Genomic DNA, 20,849 nt, shown 5'->3' with positions numbered 1-20,849 from the left:
AAGCATGCCGGCAGCGCCTTTCCACTGCCTATCCGGCGTTTGGCCATTTGAAGCGCGGTTCGCGCTTTTCCAGGAACCGGCTCACGGCCTCGCGGTGGTAATCGGAAGAGAAGGCGATGCCTTGCGCGGCAGCCTCAAGTTCGAGCATCAGGTGCAGGCTCGACGACTGCGACTGGTTCAGCGCGGCCTTTGCCATGCCCACGGCGGCGGCCGACGCGGTAGTCATCGCGACCGCCATCGCCCGCGCGCGGGACATCAGCTCCGGCGCGGCCACGATCTCCATGACGATGCCGTATTCCCTGGCGGTGGTGGCGTCGAGCTCCCGGCCCGTCAGGATCAGCTCCTTGGCACGTTGCAACCCGACAATGCGAGGCAGCGTATAGAGGGACGCGCAATCCGGCATCAGTCCGATCTTCATGAACGACATGCAGAAGCGCGCGGCTGGCGTGGCGATGATGATGTCCGCCAGCAATGCCGTGCCGAAGCCGCCCCCATAGGCGCATCCGTCCACTGCCGCCACTACCGGCTTGTCGCAGTGATAGAGACGTTCAGCTTTTTCCACGACAGGACGCATGCGCTTGCGTCCGGCCTCGGCCGACAGTTCCCTGGCCCCCTCCATGCCGCGGATATCGCCCCCGGCGCAGAAATGGCCGCCGTTGCCACTTAGCAGGATGGTCCGTACTTCGTCGTCCTGCATGGCACGGTCGAGCAATTCAGCCTGTAGCGCGCGCGCCTCTGCATCCAGCGCGTTGCGGTATCTTGGGCGGTTGGCGATGATTTCGGCGACACCGTCCCTCACCGTATAGAGAACCGGGGCGTCCTGACTGTCTGTCATGATGGTGTTCCTGGTGAACAGTTATCGGGCGACAGGGCGAGCGTCCCCCTGCCATGCCATGGCATTGCGGATGCGCGCGCGTTGTCCTGACTACAGTCTTTCGATGACGGTGGCGTTGGCCATGCCGCCGGCTTCACACATCGTCTGCAGTCCGTATCGGCCGCCGCTGCGCTCCAGCGCATGCAGCATTGTGGTCATGAGACGGGCTCCGGAGGCGCCGAGCGGATGGCCGAGCGCGATGGCGCCGCCGCACGGGTTCAACCGCTCCGGATCCACCTTGAACTCCCGCTGCCAGGCAAGAGGAACCGGGGCGAAAGCCTCGTTGACCTCAAAGTGATCGATGTCGCCGACATCGAGGCCAGCCTTCTGCAGCGCCCGCCGTGTCGCCGTGATCGGGGCGGTCAGCATCAGCAGGGGATCATCGCCGCGCACGTCGAAGGACACGAAGCGGGCCCTGGGCCTCAGACCCAGCTTCCGTGCCATCGCTTCGCTCATGACCAGGACCGCGGAAGCGCCGTCGGTGATCTGGGAAGAGTTTCCCGGCGTGATGCTCCATTCGATCTCCGGAAAACGCTCGATATAGGCTTCCGAGCGGAAGGAGGGCTTGAGCTGGGCAAGACCTGCAACCGTCGTTTCCGCTCGGATGGTCTGATCCTCCGTGACGATGCCCTCGTCGGTATGGATCGGCAGGATCTCGGCCGCGAACCCGCCGCTGTCCCGCACCCTGGCGGCGCGACGATGCGACCTCGCCGAGTACTCGTCCAGTTCCTGCCTGCTGAGCCCCCATTTCCGTGTCACCAGCTCCGCGGAAATGCCCTGGCCCACCAGGCCCGGCGCATAGCGGGCGCGGACGGATGGTCCGTCCCCATCAGCACCGCCACGCGAGCTTCCCATCGGGACGCGGCTCATCGACTCGACACCGCCGGCGATCACGATGTCATAGGCGCCGGCCATGATCCCCTGCGCGGCGAAATGCACCGCCTGCTGACTCGATCCGCAGCGGCGGTCGATCATCGCCGCCGGCACATGCTCCGGAAAGCCGGCAGCCAGCCACGCGTTCCGGCCGGGCAAGGCGGATTGCTCCGCAACCTGGCTGACGCAACCGATCAGCACATCGTCAACCAGCGCCGGGTCAAGATCGTTCCGGTGCACCAGTCCCTGAAGCACCTGCGCCAGCATCTCCACGGGATGGAGGGTGGCAAACGCCCCGCCGGCCTTCCCTCGGGCCATGGGCGAGCGAACCGCGTCCACAATGACAGCTTCCGTTCTCATAGTTTCCTCTGCAAATCCTGCCTTGTTTCAAATAATTCCGGTGTCTTCCAGGCTCCGGATTGCCGCATCGGTGTATCCAAGGCTGGAAAGAATCCGGGCGGTGTGTTCGCCAAGGCGCGGCGGACGGACCCGGATCTCGCCGGGCGTCTCCGACAGGAACACGGGCGCACGCGCAATCGGCACAGCTCGATCGATGCCCGGATAGGCAACAGGCTGGAAAAGAGCCGTCGCAACGGCCTGAGGATGGTCGACCACCTCCGCCGGCCTCAACACCGGGCCCGCGGGGATCTTCGCCTCGGCAAGAAGAGCCAATGCTGCCTCGCTCGACAACGTCTCACACCACTGCTGCATGCGCTCCGATATCAAGTGGCCGTTCTCGCCGCGCGCGGTATCGCTGGCAAAGCGATCGTCGTCCAGCCACGCGGTGTTTCCGGTCAGCCTGGCCCATCGCTTGAAGAGCGGCTGGCCCACCACGGCACACGTGATCCAGCCGTCGCGCGTCCGATACAGATCGGACGGCGCGGCCACGAAACTCCGGTTCCCCACCGGCGTCCGGTTGATTCCGGTCAGGGCCTGCTCGGCAATCAGTCCGCTGCCGAACATCGCCGCCGTGGCGAATAGCGAAGCTTCGACGACCTGACCTTTCCCCGTCTTCATTCTGGCAAGCAAGGCAGCCAGCGTCCCGTAAGCACAGTGCAGAGCGGTGCCAAAATCGGCCCAGACAATCTGCGATTTCTGCGGCGAGCCGGGCGGGCCGCTGAGAAAGACACCACCCGACATGGCCTGCGCCACGCCATCAAAGCCAAGGTGATCGCGCAGGGGCCCCTGCGAGCCGAAGGCCGACACATGCGTGAGAATGATGCGCGGATTGATCGCGGCGAGCGAAGGGTAGTCCAGCCCCATTTTCTCCAGCGTGTAGGCCGGCAGATTCACCACCACGACATCCGCCGACGCCACCAGGCGATTGACCACCCGCCTGCCCTCCCGGGTTGCGGGATCCAGCGTCATGGACAGCTTGTTGCGGTTCATCTGCATGAACAGGGCACCATCCCCTGTGGGCGCCACCGGCATCAGGTACCGGTCTTCGCTGCCGCCCGGCTTCTCGATGCGAATGACCTCGGCACCAAACTCGGCCAGCAGGGCCGCGCAATACGGCGCCGCGACGTATCTGCCGAAATCGAGGACCCGGATTCCATTCAGTACGCCATCCCCAGACATGTCCCCTCCTTGATTCCCTTGACTGCCGCTACCAGCCATCGCACACATCCGATGTCCTCTTACTGTTTAGGAATGCCCGCCGCCTTGACAATCCTGCTCGCCTGCTCGATCTCGGCCAACTGAAAGCGGCGCAGCTCTGCCGGTCCGGCAAGGAAGATGTCCCCATCCATCTGCCTGGAGAACCGGGCGGACTCCGGGAGCGCATAGATGGCGAGCAGATCCTCGCTGAGCTTCTTGACAATGTCCGGCGGCGTCTTTGCTGGAACATAGGCGGCCATCCACGTTGCAAAGACGAAGTCGCGATAGCCACTTTCCTGCATGGTGGGCACCGAAGGCTCCATGGAAAGCCGCTTGTCGCCTGTCACCGCCAGGATGCGTAGCTTTCCGGACTGGACATGAGGCCGGACGATGGAGTAGTCGGCGAATGCAAAGTCGATCTGCCCGCCAGCCAGGTCACTGAGCGCCTGCACCGCACCCTTGTACGGCACGTGCGCCGCGGAAACCCCCGCTGCAACCAGGAACTTCTCCGTCGCGAGCTGGTACAGCGGACTACCGCTACCGTAGTTCAGCTTGCCGGGAGCGGCCTTTGCCCGCGCCACCAGATCCGCCACGGTACGGAAAGGCGACCCGCCTGGGACCACGACCGTCATCACCGACTTCGTCAGCCTGGCAACCGGTGCAAGGTCTTTGATGGGGTCATAGGGCAAGGCATTGAACATGGCGACATTGGTCGCCACGGGCGAGTTGCTGGTAAAGAAGACGGTGTACCCATCCGCCGGCGCATGCACCACCGCCTGTGCGGCAATGATGCCGTTGCCCCCCGGCCGGTTCTCGACGACGACCGCCTGCCCGTTCCGTTCCTGCAGTTTCATCGCGGCATATCGCGCCTGCCGGTCCGGTCCGCTGCCGGCGGGGAAGGACACAATCAGCCGGATCGGCTTGTCCGGATACGCAGCGCCCACATTCCTTGCGCCGCATAGTACGAGCGCAATACCCAGCATGGCGCCGGCCAGGCGATGCTTTCTCATTTCCTTGTCTCCATCCATTGTCTTGTGCCACGTGAAGATTCTGTGGACCAGGTACCGCAAGACCTGAGCGGTCTAAGCCTTGCGCCCGGTCATGCCGAGCTCGGCCAGCAGGTCATCGCTGTGCTGCCCTAGGCGAGGTGCGGGTCCAATCCTTGGCTCCGGCCTGGCGGAGAACTTGACGGGTGGCTGTACCTCGACGTACTTGCCTTCGCTGGGATGATGCCGGTCCTGGAAGAAGCCGACTGCCTTCAGGTGTGGATCGTCGAACAGGTCTTCCACATCATTGACACGCATGGCCGGAATGCCAGCCTGCTTGAGGAAGGCTAGCCACTCATCCGTGGTCCGCTCAGGGGTAACCTCCGCAAGCAGTTCGTACATGACGTCAAGGTGCCTGGTTCGCTGCGCCTTCGAGTTGAGCCGGGGGTCCTCCAGCACGCCGCTCCTGCCGATGGCGTGGAACAGGGCAACCCAGCGCTCATCGGAATAAGGCGTGATGCCGATGTAGCCATCCTTGGTTCGCGCAGGCTTGCGCTTCGGATTCATGACCCGGGGAGACAGCATATTGCCGAGCGGCGGTACGAAAGTGCGCTCGCCCAGGTGCTCCAGCAGCGTGAAGCTCGTGAGGGCTTCCAGCATCGGCACCTCCACATGCTGGCCTTCGCCGGTGCGAAGCTTGTGGACCAGCGCTGCAAGCGTGGCGTAGGCGCCGTGCAGGCCGGACACCTTGTCCGCGACGATCATCGGAAAATAGCGGGGATTGGGGTCCCCATCCACCCTGGGCAAGAGCGAAGCCATGCCGGAGGCGGCCTGGATGACGTCGTCGTAGGCTGGCATCGATGCATAGGGTCCCGACATGCCAAAGCCGACGCAGTGGACATAAATGATGTCAGGCCGAATCTGGCGCACGGCGTCATAGTCAAGGCCAAGCCGGGCGATACCGTCGGCACGCACGTTGTGGACGAAGATGTCACTCGACGCCAATAGCCGGCGCATTGCCTCCCGGCCTGAATCACTGCGCAGGTCCCACGTGACGGAGCGCTTCCCGCGATTGATCGTCATATGCGTGCCGCTCATGCCAGGCGTCTCGACGACGCGGCTGGTATGGCGCATCGAGTCCCCTTCGGCCGGCTCGACCTTGATAACGTCCGCGCCCATGTCGGCCAGAATCTGCGTGCAATAGGGCCCGAAGATCACGGTCGACATGTCGACGACGCGAATCCCCTCCAGCATGGGGCCGTTTTCTTTCTTCATAGTCAAATGCTCCTTGGGCAAGACGATCAGATCACGCCGTCGTTCACCAGGCATGTGAGCTGCTCTTTTGACAGGCTGAGCCAGTCGGAAAGGATGTGGCGCGCAAGCTGCCCGGGCGGTGCCTGCGGCGCGTCGGCGCGGCCGGCCGCGAGCGAGGGCTTGCCTGGCAGTAGCGATCGGGCAGCAGGGTCGAAGTCCACCAGCGCAAGGTCGATGGCTTGCCCGGGACCGCCCTGCACCTCGCGATGGCGCAGGGCGCCGAGCACGGCGATCGCACCACGGAGCCCGCGCTCGCATGACCCTGCGTGTACAGGGTCCTGATCCTGCCCGCACTCCGACTGCAGGAGATAGATGATGCGGCGATTGACTTGCCACACCGCGTCATAGCCCAGGCCGCAACGCGCCATCTGCCCGGCGTCGAGGCTGCCGAGAAACACATCGCACTCCTTGGCGAGCTGGAGAACGAGTTCACATCCTGCCGGCCCGGCAAAGTCGATCGCCAGCGAATGCGGCTGTCCTGACGACGATCCGCGCAAGTTCGCCCCCTCGCCTGCCGCCGCGGAAGCGGCAGGCGTGGAAGTCGGCGGCACGAGCTGCAAGACTTCGGCGCCAAGGTGCGACAGTATCCGGGCACAGGACGACACCGCAGCATCCCGGGCGAGTTCAAGCACGCGGATGCCGGCAAGCGGTCCGCCGTGCGCGGAGCTCCCGGATGGAGCAACGCCGTGCAACATGCCGTTCACCTTTGCTGGGTTAGCTCTCATGTTCGATCGATGGTGCGTGGCTAGCGGTTCTTCCACACCGGGCTGCGCTTCTCGGCAAACGCGGCAAGACCTTCCCGCTTGTCCTCAGACTCCGCGTTGCGGCCCGCCGGTCCTCGCTGCTTCGACCAACTCTCCTCCTCGGTCCAGCCTTCCGCCTGCGAGCGCGACACGATTTCCTTGGACGCGCGCACAGCGATCGGCGCGTTGACCATTACCTTGCGCGCCAGTTCGAGCGCCGCTTCGAACGTCTTGCCTGGCGCGGTGACCTTCGCCAGCAGGCCATGCGCATGCATTTCGGCCGCGCTGCGTGGCTCTCCGGTCAGGATCATCTCCATGGCCAGGTGATACGGAATCCGCTGGCGCAGGCGGAAGCATCCCCCGCCTGTGGCAACCAGGCCGCGCTTCACCTCGGTCAAGGCGAACCGGGTATCGTCCGAGGCGACGATCATGTCGCAGGACAGGGCAAGCTCCAGGCCGCCCGCGTAGGCATGGCCTTCGATCGCCGCGATCACGGGCTTCAGAGGCGGGCGCGTCATCATGCCAAAGCCGCCGCGCTTCGGTGCACGGGCAATCTCGCCGATTGCCGCGGCCCTCAAGTCGTGGCCTGCGCAGAAGGTCGTGCCCTCCCCCCGCAGGACAGCCACCCACAAGTCATCGTCTTCGTCAAACCGGTCCACGATCGCCTCCAGCTGGAGAGCCATGGCGAGGTTGAATGCATTGCGCGCTTCCGGCCTGTCGATGGTAATGACCAGCACATGATCTTCAATGACTTCCGTACGGAAATAGCTGCGCTTTTCAGTGTTATCCATGATCCTTCCGTGAGCGATGAGTTGTCCCTCAGCCGAGCCGGGTGACATTGGAACTTGTGTTCGCCAGTGGATGCCTGGAGTCACCAGGCACCCTGGGCACACTAAGCCGGCCTGAATTTCGGCAATGCGATGTCCTCGGTAACGTGATCGAACACAACCTGGACTGGCATGTCGATACCAATCGCGTCCAATGGGCAGTCCACGATATTCGTGGTCATGCGCACGCCCTCCTCGAGCTCGACAATGGCGACGATGTACGGATCGTCGTTCACGAACTCCGGCGTGGTCGACCGATAGGCGATGGTGTACGAATAGACGGCCCCCCTGCCGGTACAGGTGTGCCAATCCAGTTCGGCACCCCAGCACGCCGTGCACGTGGCACGCGGGTAGTGCTGGACATGGCCGCAATGCCTGCACTTCTGGATCTTGAGTTCGTTCTGCCTGGCTGCCTGCCAGAACGCACGGGTATGCGGCTGCGGGATCGGTAGCGGCTTGCGATATTCATTGGCTGCCATGGGTCTTCCTTTTCAGTTTGCGAGGACGAGCGTGACTTCGTCTGACATGACGCCACCATTGCCGTGGACCACGCCGACCGTCGCCCCTTTGACCTGCCGGGCCTCGGCGCGCCCCATCAGCTGCCGCACGCCCTCCACGACGTGGGTCATGCCGCCTGCGGCGCCTGCCTGTCCGAAGGACAGTTGGCCGCCGTTGGTGTTGCACGGGAAATCGCCCGCAAATGTGAGGCCACGCTCCGCTACAAAGGGCCCGCCGTGTCCCTTGGGGCAGAAGCCAAGGTCCTCGATCGCCATCAGGACCGCGATCGTGTAGCAGTCATAGAGCTGGGCAACATCGACGCGTGCCGGAGAAACGCCAGCCATGGCGAAGGCCGCTTCGGCGGACTGCTTCGACCAGGATGTGGTGATGTCCTGGCGATGGGTGATCGAAAGATGGGACCCCGCCTCGCCTGCGCCCAATAGCCTGACTGGCGGATTCGGCCCTCGGTTCGCCAGGGACTGCCGCGTTACCAGAACCGCGGAACCGCCCACGCAAGGCGAAACGATCTCCAGCAGGTGCAGCGGGTCGAAGATTACTTTTGAGTTCAGCACATCATCGATCGTGAGCGCGCTCTGATTGAAGAGCGCAAGCGGATTCGACAAGGCACTGGTGCGCTGATCCACGGCGATCTTTGCCAGCTGCTCCGGCTTCGTGCCGAATTCATGCATGTGCCGCCGCGCCACCATCGCGTAGCCGGCATTCGGCGGCGAAGCACCAAACGGAATCTCGAATTCGGTAACGGCTTCCGAGCGCAGCATGCCCTTGCGGTTGTTGTTCCGGTCTGCACTCGGCACTTCGACGGTCAGGCAGAGCACGCGATCGCACAGCCCTGCCTGGATCGCCGCGGCCGCGCGCCACACCATGCCAGCGGCAGATGCTCCACCCAGCTCCACCGTATCGAAGTACTTCAGCTTCAGGCCCAGATGCTCGGCCACGGCAGACGGCCAGAACATGCTGTATGCAGCCACCGGCGTGGTGACGAGCAGGCCGTCGATTTCACCGGGAGACACGCCCGCGTCCAGCGCCGTCCCGCGCGCGATTTCCGCGGTCAATGCCATGGGCGTCAGCCCGTCCGCGGTCTTCTGAGATTTGAATTCCGCATACCCTGTGATCGCCGCAACATTTCTTAGAGACATCGCTATCGTTCCTATCCTTGATGTGCGCGTTCGGTCAGCACTGCGTGGCCACACACGGCGCGGCGCTGAAGCATGCGAGTGCCGATGTTTCGCGCGCTACCCAGTGTCACCGTGCGATCCCGTTGCCCTCACGTCTGGAAGCAGTCTAGCGACGCCCCCCACGGCTGTCCGTCGTCAAAACTGACGATTTGATGCCGGGTGCCGCGACAGGCCGGCAAACGTCGGCATCCAGCGGGAGACCTTCTTGTGCTGGTGTCTTCCATCCAACTTCCACCCCTTCATGTGGCAGTCATTGAAGGGATTGGGCCGGCAGGTCGCCGCGCGCCGTACGTTGAAGATGACGTGATGTGAGAATCCGTCAAGTGTCACGTCGGCATCCCCCGCTCGCACTGCCGCCCCCCGCTCGCTGCCCGAGGCGGCCAGTACGCCGCACGCGATCATCCAGCGGCAAAGTGCCGCGATTGAGCATGCCCTGACTTTGCCCAACATCAGAGAGCACTTTGCCCGCTGGGGGAGCAAGCCAGCATATATGCCTCCGCAGCAAGCCACGGAGTTCATACGGGCTCGGCTGGAACTATGGACGGCGAAAATTCGTGACGCAGGCATCGAGCCGCAATAGCGGGTCCGGGCAGATCGCTGCCCTCGCCACCGTTGAGCCCTCGCCGACGTTGCTGAATCCGGACATGCACTGTCGGCCACTTCTTCGTGATGCCTGCAATCTGCGGTGTCCAAGCGGGTGCAGGAGTTTGGATCCCTGTTCGGCACGCCGCTGTTCAACAGATCCCTGCGCACGGGATTTGTAGGGCGCTTGCACGCCAGCCATCGGCCCGTCGCCCTATCAGGAGTCTGGCAGACTCGGGCGCTGAGGCGCTGGCCAGTTTGATCCTGCGGCAAAAAGGAATGCCGATGATCCGCTTCGGGCTTTTGCCGGCCGACGAAGCGCTGGTTGTCTGGACGTGGATGGACGAGGCCAGCACGTGAGCCCCTGCCGCATCATCTTAGGCCCGCCAGACCTGCAGCAGATCCCACGCCGGCTCCGGCCCTTCGGACTGTGGCAACGCCTGTGCCTCAACCAACATCGAGCCGGCCTGCGCCTGCAGCTTGTCCAGGCAGCGCGACAGCACGCGCGCCTCTTCCGCCGTCAGGCATGCAGCCAGCCGCGTATTGAAATCCCGCGCCTGCGCGAACGCCGCACGGTAAACGGCTTCGCCTTGCTCGGTCAGCGTGAAGGCTGCGGCGCGCCGGTCCTGGGTGCGCGTTTCGCGCCGGACCAGGCCGCGTTCCACCAGGGCGTGGACGGCGCGGCTGGCCAGCACCTTGTCAAGGCCGGCGCTTTCGGCCAGTTCGGTCAGCCGGGTTCCGGGCTGCTCGCCAAGGAAGGAGATCATGCGCCATTCGCGCCGCGTGACGCCCGCCCTGGCGCGCAGGTGCAGCGCCGCGGCGCCCAGCGCGACGCGGTTCAGGTGGTAGACCCGGTAGTTGATGAAATCTGCCAGCCGCTGCGGACGCTGCAGGCGGGTGCCGCTGTTGTCGTGTGCCATGCCACATCTGCCAGTTAGTTGACTTTGTCAATTATATCGACGGGTGTTAGCTTGCATCGACGCCGCTCGCCGGCGGACAACAAACTGGAGACATCGTGAGCCCTCGCACCCTACTTCCCCGCTTCGCCGCGTGCCTGCTGGCCGTTGCCGCGGCATGGTCCGCACCCGCCAGCGCGCAGTCGGACCGACCGCTGCGCATCCTGGTGGGCTACCCGGCCGGCGGCACCGTCGACCTCGCCGCACGCCTGGTCGGCGACAAGCTGCGCGAGACCCTGAACCAGACCGTGGTCATCGAGAACAAGCCCGGCGCCGGCGGGCGGCTGGTGATGGACTACGCGCGTACGCAGCCGGCCGACGGCAATACCCTGGTGGTGGCCAACTCGGCGGTGATGACGATTGCGCCGCTGGTCTACCGCAAGCTCAACTACGATATCCAGCGCGATTTCACGCCCGTGGCGCAGGCCGCCAACTTCCAGCTGGCGCTCGCCACCGGGCCGGGCAGCCCGGCGCGCACGCTGAAGGACTATGTGGCATGGCTCAAGGCCAGCCCCCAGAACAACTCCTACGCCTCGCCGGCGCTGGGCAGCATCCCGCATTTCTTCGGGCTGATGGTCGGCAAGCAGGTTGGCATCGACATGCTGCACGTCCCCTTCAACGGCTCGGCGCCGCTGATGAGCGCGCTGGTCGGCGGCCAGGTGCCGGCTTCGGTCGATACCCTTGCCGACCTGACCGAAATGCACCGCGCCGGCAAGATCCGCGTGCTGGCGACTTCCGGCACGCAGCGCTCGGTGGCGCTGCCCGATGTGCCGACCTTCACCGAGCTTGGCTACAAGGGCATTGAAGGTGAAGGCCGCTACGGCCTGCTGGCGCCCGCGGGCACGCCGCGCCCGGTGCTCGACAAGCTCAACGCCGCCATCGTCAAGGCCGTGCAGTCGCCGGACGTGCGCGAGAAATTCCTCAAGCTGGGGCTGGAACCCGCAACCGGCCCGGCCGACGCCTTTGCCGGCGTGCTCAAGGCTGACGCCGGCAAGTGGGCACCGGTGGTCAAGGCGTCCGGCTATACCGGCGACTGAAGCGCGGCAAACCGACCATGACGATCCGCAATACCCTCTTCATCATGTGCGACCAGCTGCGGCGCGACCACCTGGGCTGCTACGGGCATCCGGCGCTGCGCACGCGCAATATCGATGCGCTGGCCGCGCGCGGCGTTCGCTTCGACCGCGCCTTCGTCGCGTCCGGGGTCTGCGGCCCCAGCCGCATGAGCTTCTATACCGGCCGCCATGTCAGCAGCCACGGCGCCACCTGGAACCGCGTGCCGCTGTCGGTGGGCGAAGTCACGCTGGGCGAATACCTGAAGCACAGCGGCCGCGCGCTGGCGCTGGCGGGCAAGACCCATGTGATGCCCGACAACGCCAACCTGAAGCGGCTCCACCTGGATGGCGGCACCGAGCTGGAAACGCTGCTGCGCAGCGGCCACTTCACCGAAGTCGACCGCCATGACGGCCACCACGCCGAGCCGCACAGCGCCTACGCCGACTGGCTGCGCCAGCAAGGCTACGACAGCGCGGATCCGTGGACCGACTACGTGATCAGCGCCGAGAACGAACGCGGCGAGATCGTCTCCGGCTGGCACATGCGCAACGCCGGCCTGCCCGCGCGCGTGGCCGAGCCGCACTCCGAGACCGCGTACACGGTCGACCAGGCGATGCGGTACATCGCCACGCGCGGCGACGATCCGTGGGTGCTGCACCTGTCGCTGGTCAAGCCGCACTGGCCCTACCTGGCGCCCGCGCCCTACCACGCCGCGTATTCGCTCGATAACTGCCTGCCGCTGCAGCGCCACGACGCCGAGCTGGAAGACCCGCACCCGGTGCTGTCGGCCTACCGCACGCAGGAAGAATGCGCCAACTTCATGCGCCAGGAAGTCTCGGACACGGTGCGCCCCGCCTACCAGGGCCTGATCCAGCAGATCGACGACCGGCTCGGCCAGCTCTGGGAACAGCTCGAACGCCTGGGCCGCTGGCAGGACACGCTGATCGTCTTCACCGCCGACCACGGCGATTTCCTGGGCGACCACTGGCTGGGCGAGAAGGAGCAGTTCTACGACACCGTGCAGAACATCCCGCTGATCGTCTACGATCCCTCGCCGGCAGCGGATGCCACGCGCGGCACCGCGCAGGCCAGCATGGTCAGCGCGGTCGACGTGGTGCCGACGGTGCTGGACGCACTGGGCCTGCCGCCGGCCGACCACCGCATCGAGGGCCGCTCGTTGCTGGACCTGACGCGCGCGGGCGAGCGCGCCGATGCCGGCAGCTGGCGCGATTTCGTCATATCCGAGCTGGACTACGCCTATCGCGGCGCTCGCGTTGCGCTGGGCCGCCACCCCGGCGAGTGCCGCGCCTGGATGGTGCGTGACGCGCGCTGGAAATACGTGCACTGGCAAGGGTTCCGGCCACAGCTGTTCGACCTGCAGAACGATCCGCAGGAGTATTTCGACCTGGGCAGCGACCCCGGCCACGAAGCCGTGCGCAGCGCCATGCGGTTGCGGTTGCTGGAATGGTTCTGCACGCTCAAGCCGCGCGTGACGGTAACCAACGAAGAGGTGGCGGCCAAGACCAATGTGTACAAGCAGGCCGGCGTGTTCTTTGGCGTATGGTGACAGATCGGCATGCCGGGGCCTGAAAAAGTTGCACAGCATCCCTGTCGATACTGCAACGGCATGGCCCTTGCGGCATCTGATGCTTGGCCCGGCGCCATCTGCGGCCCCGCCTTGTGCCCCTGCCCCGATGGCGTACCCCTTGCATCGAGGGCATGAGGCCCCGTGTTCGGGCCCGCAACCGGAGCGATCATGAAGAACATCTGGATCCTTGTGGCGGACGAATCCCTCGCCCGCATCTTTGCCTCGCACGCCGATAGCGCACCGCTCGAAGTGGTCGAGGAGATCACCGACGCGGCCGCGCATGCCGACCGCGCCGACCTGCGCCGCGACGCCTATGGCCGGCGTGGCCACGCTTCCGCGCAGGGAGACGTCGGCCACCCCGGTGCCCACCAGGTCGGACCTTCCACGGTCACCTCCTCGGCCGGGGAAGATGAACTGCACCAGGAAGCGCAGTTGTTTGCCCGCCGCGTGGCGGACTACCTTGCCGATGCGCGCAACAAGCAGCGCTTTGACTCACTGGCGCTGATTGCCGCGCCGCGTTTTCTCGGCCTGCTGCGCAAAGCCCTTCCCGCCGGGGTCACCGACGTCATCACGAAGGAAATTGGCAAGGACTTCACCCACGTGCCCAACAACGACCTGCAACAACGGCTCGCGGACGAAGACATCGTTCCCGCGCGCCGCGACGCGCGCGTCGTTACCGGCCGGGACCGATAGCGAAGCCGCGCAGCCGCCGGTGCCAGGCCACCGGCGGCTGTGCGCCGGCGTCAGCGGGCAGTGCCCGAGCCGCTGGCTGCACCGCTGCTGCCGCTCGAGGTGCCGCTCGGGCTGGTAGTGCTGGTGGCGCCGGACGTGCCGGTAGAAGTGCTTGTGCCAGGGGTGGTGCTGCGGCTGCGGCTCTGTTCGGTGACCGAACCGGAGCCGGACAGCGAGCCGGAGCCGGTGGTGCTGCCGGTGGCGGTGCAACCCGCCAGGATGCCAAGTGCGAGCAGGGCTGTGCCGATGCGTAGGGTTGTTTTCATGTCGTCCTCCATCTAGCAGGTTGGCGGCAAGCCTAGCTGCACGGCGCAGGCTGCCGGCGAGCGCGCTGGAACGCAGCTCTGCTGCGGAAGACGCAACTGACGTACCAGCGGCGCCATGTGACGATCGGCGCGAGTCCGTTGACCACGCGGCACCCGGCAATGCAGGAAAGGACATGACTGCGGCCCGGCCGCAGTAAGAAGTGCGCGCCGCGGGTAAAAGTTACCACGCCGGCGCAGTTCAGTTTCGACTGAAGATGGCAGACATCCGCGCTATCGCGTCAGTGTCCACTTATAGGCATAGCGGTCCGGACGGAACAGCAGTTCGCCGCACAACAACGGTGTGTCCTCGATGTCATGCGGCGTGCTGCGCAGGCGCAACAGCGGATCGCCCACGCCAACACCGAGCCGGCGCGCCACGTCCGCGGGCGCGGCGACGGCGGTGGCTTCCATCGCCACTTCCTTGAACCGGTATCCCAGCCGGCTCTCAAACAGCGCCATGGCATCGTTGGTTTCCAGGTCCTCCTGCACCAGGCGGCGCATCAGCGGCTCAGGACCCATCAGGGTGAAATGCGCCACGGCCGCGTCGTCCCAGTACCGCACGGTAGCCACGCTCAGCACCTTCTCGCCAGGCTGCAGACGCAGCGCCGCCGCCACATGGGCCGGCGCCCGCACCAGCCGTACCGACACCAGCTTGCCGTAGGCAAGCTGGCCACGGGCGCGTCCGGTTTCATAGAAGCCGGTCAGCGCGCCTAGGCTGGGCGTGTCCGAGGGGCGGGTCACGAAGCTGCCCTTGCCGTTGACCTTCTCGATCAGGCCGGCGTTGTGCAGCCCGGACAGGGCCTGGCGCACGGTGATCCGGCTGACCGCGAATTCCGTCACCAGCTCGGCCTCGGAAGGCAGCTTGGCGCCGGGCGCCCATGTGTTGCTGGCAATCCGCTGGCGAATCTCGTTTTCTATCTCTTTGAACCTGGGCAGCGCCACGTGTGTTCCGCCCTGGGCGGCTCCGAATGCTGGGTGGAACGGATTATACCTATCATGACAGGTCGAGGCGAAACCCTATTGACCTGTCATAACAGGTAATGGCAGTATCGCCCATCGGCAGCTACCTGCACCCACAGGAAAGCACCGTCAAAAGCCGCTCAGGAGACACAGAAATTGAAGACCAACGCATCGCAGGGCGCCGCCACTCCGGCGGCTGAATTCGACTACATCGTGATCGGCGCCGGGTCAGCCGGTTGCGCCGTGGCTGGGCGCCTGGCCGAAGACACGGACGCAACCGTGGCGCTGCTCGAGGCGGGGCCGCATGACCATCACTTCTCGGTCTGGGCGCCGGTGGGCATTGCCGCGGTCGTCCCCAAGGCCGGGCCACGCAACTACGCCTACTACACCGAACCGCAACCGGGCCTGAATGGCCGCCGCTCCTACCAGCCGCGCGGGCGCGGCCTGGGCGGCAGTTCCTCGATCAACGGCATGGTCTATATCCGCGGCCATCGGCACGATTACGACGGCTGGGCCGCGCTCGGTTGCCGGGGCTGGGGCTTCGACGACGTCCTGCCCTACTTCCGCCGCAGCGAGCGCAATCCGCGCCTGGCCAGCCAGGAACATGCGCTGCACGGCAACGACGGGCCGCTGCACGTGAGCGACCTGCGCTCGCCCAATCCGTTTGCGCAACGCTTTGTCCAGGCAGCGATCCAGGCCGGCCTGCCTCACAACGGCGACTTCAATGGCCACAGCCAGGAAGGCGCCGGCCTGTACCAGGTAACGCAGCGCAACGGCGAACGCTGGAACTCGGCGCGGGCCTACCTGCACAGCGGCAATGCCGCGGACACGGCGCTGAATGGCGGCCGTCGCGGCCTGGCGGTGCTGACCGATACGCAAGCGCTGCGGATCGTGTTCGAAGGCAAGCGCGCTGTCGGGGTGGAAGTCGTGCGCGGTGGGGCGGTGCAGATCCTGCGCGCACGGCGCGAGATCGTGGTCAGCGGCGGCACCTTCAACTCGCCGCAGTTGCTGCTGGCATCCGGCATCGGCCCGGCCGCGCAACTGCGCAGCTTCGGCATCGACGTGGTCCATGACCTTCCGGGCGTGGGCGAGAACCTGCAGGACCACCTCGACATCATCATCAACAAGCAGCTGCAAACGACCGAGCTGTTCGGCAAGACTGGCCGCGGCATGCTGCGCCTGGCGCGCGAGGTGATGCGCTACCGGCGCAACCGCACCGGCATGGTCTCGTCCAATATCGCCGAGGCCGGTGCCTTCCTGCGCAGCCGCCCCGAGCTGGACATCCCGGATGTGCAGCTGCACTTTGCCGTGGCGCTGCTCGGCAACCGCAACCTGGGCAAGCTGGGCCACGGCTACTCCTGCCACGCCTGCGTGCTGCGCCCGAAGAGCCGCGGCCATGTGCGCCTGCGCAGTGCCGACATGCGCGAGACGCCGGTGATCGATCCGCGCTTCCTGTCGGCCGAGGAAGACATGGCGGGCATGGTCGCAGGCGTGCGGGCGATCCGCCGCATCTTTGCGCAGCCCGCGCTGGCGCAGCACGGCGGGCGCGAAGTCCTGACCGACGCTTTCGGCCCCGACAGCAGCAATGAAGCCGCCATCCGCGACTTCGTGCGCACGCACGCGGACACGGTCTACCACCCGGTCGGCACCTGCAAGATGGGCGTCGACAACATGGCGGTAGTCGACCCGGAACTGCGCGTGCACGGCGTCGAGGGCCTGCGCGTCGCTGACGCATCGATCATGCCGACGCTGATCGGCGGCAACACCAACGCCCCCGCCATCATGATCGGCGAAAAGGCTGCGGACCTGATCAGGGCCTCGCACCGCTGAGCCGGTCATTCCCCCCTGCATTGGCAACACAACACCGAGGAGACACCCCATGCAAGCCACTGCCGCAACCACCATCAGCCCGGAAGCCTACCGGGCGCAGGACAACGAAGACTTTCCCTTTACCGTGCGCCGCTGCACGCCGACGATCGGCGCCGAAGTCGAAGGCATCGATTTCCGCGAGACGCTGGACCACGAAACCTACCTCTCGCTGCGCCGCGCACTGCTGAAGTACAAGGTGCTGTTCTTCCGCAAGCAGGCGATCACGCCGGCCCAGCACGTAGCCGTGGCGCGCCGCTTCGGCGAGCTGGAAGTGCATCCGATGCTCACCAACCACCCGGAACATCCCGAACTGGTTGTATTCGGGCGCGATGGCACGACGCGCGGACGCGAGAACCTTTACCACTCGGACGTTACCTGGCGCATGGCCCCGTCGATGGGTTCGATGCTGCGCTGCCTGGAATGCCCGGAGGTCGGCGGCGATACCATCTGGATCAATATGGTCGCGGCCTATGAAAACCTGCCGCAGGACATGAAGGCCCGCATCGCCAACCTGAAGGCCGTGCACGACGCGATGCCGACCTTCGGCTCGGCGCTGAACGAAGAAAAATACGCGGAGATGCGCGCCAAGTTTCCGCCGATGGTGCACCCGGTGGTACGCACGCACCCGGAAACCGGCGAGAAGATCCTGTTCGTCAACGAAGCCTTCACCACGCATTTCGCCAACTTCGCCAAGGAACAGCCGTACCGCATCGGCTCCGACTACCGGCCCGCGGAACTGGACCTGCTGCAGTACCTGTACCGCCAGGCCGCCGCGCCGGAGTACCAGGTGCGGCTGCGCTGGCAGCCGGACACCATCGCGCTCTGGGACAACCGCTCCACGCAACATTACGCGGTGCAGGATTACTTCCCGGCCGTGCGCCATATGAACCGCGCCACCATCATCGGCGACCGTCCGGTCTGACCCTATCCACCCACAAACTTCCGAGGCAACCGGCATGAACATCGTCGACAAGTTCTATATCAACGGCAAGTGGGTGCAGCCCGCAGCGGGCGCGACCCAGGCCGACATCATAGACCCAACCACCGAAGCGGTCGCCGGCAAGCTCGCCATGGGCACCACGGCGGACGTGGACCAGGCCGTGGCCGCAGCGCGCGCGGCATTCCCGGCCTGGTCGGTGTCCACGCGTGAAACCCGCATCGCCCTGCTCGAGCGCATCATCGCCGCCTACCAGGCGCGCATCGGCGACCTGGCGCAGGCGGTGCGCCAGGAGATCGGCGCACCGATCACGCTGGCCACCAACGTGCAGGCCGCGATCGGCCTGGCACAGTTGCAGGCAACGCTGCAGACGCTGCGCGGCTTCGAGTTCGAAACCACGCGCGGCAAGAGCTGCATCCTGCGCGAGGCCATCGGCGTAGCGGCGCTGATCACGCCGTGGAACTGGCCGCTGAACCAGATCGCGGCCAAGGTGGCGCCGGCGCTGGCGGCGGGCTGCACCGTGGTGCTCAAGCCGTCCGAGATCGCGCCGCTGGACGCCCGCATCTTTGCCGAGATCATGGATGCCGCGGATACGCCACCGGGTGTCTTCAACATGATCTATGGCGAGGGCCGCACCGTGGGCGCGGCGCTATCGTCGCATCGCGACGTCGACATGGTGTCGATCACCGGCTCGACCCGCGCCGGCGTGGAAGTGGCCATCAGCGCCGCGCCCACGGTCAAGCGCGTGGCGCAGGAGCTGGGCGGCAAGTCGCCGATGATCATCCTGGACGATGCCGACCTGCAGGCGGCGGTGACCAGCGGCGTGGCGCAGTGCATGCTCAACACCGGACAGACCTGCATCGCGCCGACGCGCATGCTGGTGCCGCGCTCGCGCTATGAGCAGGCCGTGCAGATTGCCGCCGCCGTCGCCAGCGCGGTCAAGGTGGGCGACCCGTCCGACCCCGAGACCAAGATGGGCCCGATCTCCAACCGCGGCCAGTACGACAAGGTGCAGCGCCTGATCGGGGTGGGCATCGAGGAAGGCGCGCGCGTGGCCGCAGGCGGCCCCGGCCGCCCCGACGGGCTGCAGCGCGGCTTCTATGCGCGCCCGACCATCTTTGCCGACGTGCGCAATGACATGACCATCGCGCGCGAAGAGATCTTCGGGCCGGTGATATGCCTGCTGCCGTACGACTCAGAAGAAGAGGCGGTGGCAATCGCCAATGACACCGAGTTCGGCCTGGCCGCCTACATCGCGTCGTCCGACGCGGCGCGGGCACGCAAGCTGGCCGCCCGCCTGCGCGCCGGCAGCGTGCGCATCAACGGCGCGACGATGGACCTCACCGCGCCGTTCGGCGGCTACAAGACGTCCGGCAACGGGCGTGAATACGGCCCCGAAGGCATTGCCGAGTTCCTTGAAACCAAGACGGTGACAGGTTGAGCCTGCGCGCTCCCGCCTGCAGTCACCGTACCGCCCGGTCGTGCAGCGCCATGCTGCCGGCCGGGCGGTGTCGCTTGTAAGGCGCCTCGCTGCCGCGCTTGTCTGACATGCGCAGGCGGCGGCGTCCGACAGCCGCAGCCTGCCGGCCAGCTATCTTCATAGCAGCGCCAGGCCTTTTGCCAGGGCGCCCGACTATGTCGACCATCCCCGATTCCGCGCCTTCTTCGCTGCCCCCTGCCCCGCCCGTTCCGTTGCCCGCCGACGGCAACCCGCATGCGGGCGCCGACAACGAGGGCGCCGCCGGGCCGCGCACGGTGGCGGAGATGCCTGACACAGTCGCGCCAGCCGATGCCGTCAACGCCTCGCTGCACCGTGCCAGTGTGGCGCTGGTGGTGCTGGCCACGCTCTTTTCGCTGTACGCCGTGCATATCGCACGCGAATTCCTCATTCCGGTGGTGCTCGCGATCGTCCTGGCCTACCTGCTGGACCCGCTGGTCTGCGCGTTGCAGCGGCTGGGCCTGCCGCGCGCGCTGGCGGGCACCGTGGTGTTGCTGGCCGTGCTGAGCGCCCTGCTCAGCGGCGCCTACCTGCTGCAGGGGCAGGTGGAGTCGATCGTCAACAGCCTGCCCGAGACCGCCAGCAAGCTGTCGCGCTCGGTCGGCGCGCTGATGAGCGGCGACGATTCCATGTGGCAGAAGGTACGTCGCGCCGCCACTGTCCTCAGCGGCACCGGCCAGCCCCCGCCCGCACGCGGCACGCAGGTGGTGGTGGAGCAAGCGCCCGCCCAGATCCACAACATGCTGCTGGCCGGCTCGGTCAGCATCTTCACCATGGCCGGACAGGCGGTGGTGGTGGTCTTCCTGCTGTACTTCCTGCTGCTGGCCGGCGATACGTTCAAGCGCAAGTTCATCAAGATGGTCGGGCATACCATTTCCGAGAAGAAGATCAGCGTGCACATGCTGGACGAGGTCAACCGCTCCATCCGCCGCTATATGGGCATGCTGCTGGTGACCAATACGGCCCTGGGCGCCTGTACCTGGCTGCTGCTCAAGTGGCTGGGCGTGCACAACGCCGGCAGCTGGGCAATTGCGGCCGCGGCGCTGCACCTGGTGCCCTACTTCGGCGCCCTGGCAATCGCGGTCTGCCTGGGGGTGGTGACCTTCATGCAGTTCGGCACGCTCGGCATGGCAGCCGCGGCAACGGTCGGATCGCTGCTGATCGCCACGCTGATCGGGTCGGTCGTCACCACCTGGATGACCGGCCGCATGGCGCGCATGAACGCGGTGGCCGTATTTGTTGCACTGCTCCTGTTCACCTGGCTCTGGGGCGTATGGGGCATGTTGCTCGCCATCCCGCTGATCACCATCGCAAAGGTGGTTGCCGATCACATTGAGGGACTCGAAGTGGTGGCTGAGTTCCTTGGCGAATAGCCGCGCGCCGTCGCCCAACGGCACTATCGATCCGCCGCTATACTGGAAAAGCGAATGCTGCACCACAGCATTCTTGCTACGCCGGG

General features: G+C 65.9%; 19 protein-coding genes. 7 read left to right on the top strand and 12 right to left on the bottom strand.

The features are described 5' to 3' along the window. Positions 1 to 28: 28 nt before the first annotated feature. The 10 genes from AC3WVS_RS00685 to AC3WVS_RS00640 form a co-directional block, all read right to left on the bottom strand. Positions 29 to 835, bottom strand: a complete 807-nt coding sequence (locus AC3WVS_RS00685; RefSeq protein ID WP_492316932.1) for an enoyl-CoA hydratase/isomerase family protein — start codon at positions 833 to 835, stop codon at positions 29 to 31. A gap of 90 nt (positions 836 to 925) precedes the next feature. After that, a complete protein-coding gene (locus tag AC3WVS_RS00680; protein WP_492316931.1) occupies positions 926 to 2,107 on the bottom strand; it encodes a thiolase family protein in 1,182 nt (393 codons plus the stop codon). 27 nt (positions 2,108 to 2,134) lie between these two features. Further along, on the bottom strand, positions 2,135 to 3,325 hold the full coding sequence (locus AC3WVS_RS00675) for a CaiB/BaiF CoA transferase family protein (RefSeq protein ID WP_492316930.1): 1,191 nt from the start codon (positions 3,323 to 3,325) through the stop codon (positions 2,135 to 2,137). A 59-nt stretch (positions 3,326 to 3,384) separates the two neighbouring features. Next, positions 3,385 to 4,353: a Bug family tripartite tricarboxylate transporter substrate binding protein gene (locus AC3WVS_RS00670; protein WP_492316929.1), complete on the bottom strand. Its 969-nt coding sequence runs from the start codon at positions 4,351 to 4,353 to the stop codon at positions 3,385 to 3,387. Between the two features lie 72 nt (positions 4,354 to 4,425). Beyond that, positions 4,426 to 5,604, bottom strand: coding sequence for a CaiB/BaiF CoA transferase family protein (locus AC3WVS_RS00665; RefSeq protein WP_492316928.1), 1,179 nt, complete (start codon positions 5,602 to 5,604; stop codon positions 4,426 to 4,428). Between the two features lie 26 nt (positions 5,605 to 5,630). Further along, the gene (locus AC3WVS_RS00660) at positions 5,631 to 6,338 is read right to left on the bottom strand and encodes a CoA transferase (protein ID WP_492316927.1); all 708 of its coding nucleotides are present in this window, start codon (positions 6,336 to 6,338) and stop codon (positions 5,631 to 5,633) included. Positions 6,339 to 6,388: 50 nt separating this feature from the next. Continuing rightward, on the bottom strand, positions 6,389 to 7,177 hold the full coding sequence (locus AC3WVS_RS00655) for a crotonase/enoyl-CoA hydratase family protein (RefSeq protein ID WP_492316926.1): 789 nt from the start codon (positions 7,175 to 7,177) through the stop codon (positions 6,389 to 6,391). A gap of 101 nt (positions 7,178 to 7,278) precedes the next feature. Further along, entirely contained in the window at positions 7,279 to 7,692 is a 414-nt protein-coding gene (locus tag AC3WVS_RS00650) for a Zn-ribbon domain-containing OB-fold protein (RefSeq protein ID WP_492316925.1), read from the bottom strand. Between the two features lie 12 nt (positions 7,693 to 7,704). Further along, positions 7,705 to 8,790 (bottom strand): thiolase family protein, encoded by a 1,086-nt coding sequence (locus AC3WVS_RS00645; protein WP_492316924.1) that lies wholly within the window; start codon positions 8,788 to 8,790, stop codon positions 7,705 to 7,707. A gap of 1,076 nt (positions 8,791 to 9,866) precedes the next feature. Beyond that, complete coding sequence (locus tag AC3WVS_RS00640; protein WP_492316923.1) at positions 9,867 to 10,409, bottom strand: MarR family winged helix-turn-helix transcriptional regulator; 543 nt, start codon at positions 10,407 to 10,409, stop codon at positions 9,867 to 9,869. 95 nt (positions 10,410 to 10,504) lie between these two features. On the opposite strand from AC3WVS_RS00640, the gene AC3WVS_RS00635 reads away from it, so the two are divergent. From AC3WVS_RS00635 to AC3WVS_RS00625, 3 genes are all read left to right on the top strand, one after another. Further along, on the top strand, positions 10,505 to 11,482 hold the full coding sequence (locus AC3WVS_RS00635; protein ID WP_492316922.1) for a Bug family tripartite tricarboxylate transporter substrate binding protein: 978 nt from the start codon (positions 10,505 to 10,507) through the stop codon (positions 11,480 to 11,482). A gap of 17 nt (positions 11,483 to 11,499) precedes the next feature. Then, complete coding sequence (locus AC3WVS_RS00630) at positions 11,500 to 13,068, top strand: sulfatase-like hydrolase/transferase (RefSeq protein WP_492316921.1); 1,569 nt, start codon at positions 11,500 to 11,502, stop codon at positions 13,066 to 13,068. Positions 13,069 to 13,257: 189 nt separating this feature from the next. Next, positions 13,258 to 13,782 carry a host attachment protein gene (locus AC3WVS_RS00625; protein ID WP_492316920.1) on the top strand — a complete coding sequence of 175 codons (525 nt, stop codon included), beginning with the start codon at positions 13,258 to 13,260 and terminating at the stop codon, positions 13,780 to 13,782. Between the two features lie 50 nt (positions 13,783 to 13,832). Here the strand turns inward: AC3WVS_RS00625 and AC3WVS_RS00620 are convergent, their stop codons facing one another. Together AC3WVS_RS00620 and AC3WVS_RS00615 are read right to left on the bottom strand one after the other, a co-directional pair. Continuing rightward, the gene (locus AC3WVS_RS00620) at positions 13,833 to 14,087 is read right to left on the bottom strand and encodes a hypothetical protein (protein WP_492316919.1); all 255 of its coding nucleotides are present in this window, start codon (positions 14,085 to 14,087) and stop codon (positions 13,833 to 13,835) included. Between the two features lie 270 nt (positions 14,088 to 14,357). After that, a complete protein-coding gene (locus AC3WVS_RS00615) occupies positions 14,358 to 15,068 on the bottom strand; it encodes a GntR family transcriptional regulator (RefSeq protein ID WP_492316918.1) in 711 nt (236 codons plus the stop codon). A gap of 174 nt (positions 15,069 to 15,242) precedes the next feature. Here AC3WVS_RS00615 and AC3WVS_RS00610 point away from each other — a divergent pair, with 174 nt between their 5' ends. From AC3WVS_RS00610 to AC3WVS_RS00595, 4 genes are all read left to right on the top strand, one after another. After that, a complete protein-coding gene (locus AC3WVS_RS00610; RefSeq protein ID WP_492316917.1) occupies positions 15,243 to 16,916 on the top strand; it encodes a GMC family oxidoreductase in 1,674 nt (557 codons plus the stop codon). A gap of 49 nt (positions 16,917 to 16,965) precedes the next feature. Next, entirely contained in the window at positions 16,966 to 17,877 is a 912-nt protein-coding gene (locus AC3WVS_RS00605; protein WP_492316916.1) for a TauD/TfdA dioxygenase family protein, read from the top strand. Positions 17,878 to 17,911: 34 nt separating this feature from the next. Next, positions 17,912 to 19,333, top strand: a complete 1,422-nt coding sequence (locus AC3WVS_RS00600; protein ID WP_492316915.1) for an aldehyde dehydrogenase family protein — start codon at positions 17,912 to 17,914, stop codon at positions 19,331 to 19,333. Positions 19,334 to 19,527: 194 nt separating this feature from the next. Beyond that, complete coding sequence (locus AC3WVS_RS00595; protein WP_492316914.1) at positions 19,528 to 20,763, top strand: AI-2E family transporter; 1,236 nt, start codon at positions 19,528 to 19,530, stop codon at positions 20,761 to 20,763. The last annotated feature ends 86 nt before the right edge of the window (positions 20,764 to 20,849 follow it).

This window comes from Cupriavidus sp. CPT47-8839-RL05A, from assembly GCF_058792255.1.
This window is presented reverse-complemented; position numbering and strand designations above follow the sequence as displayed.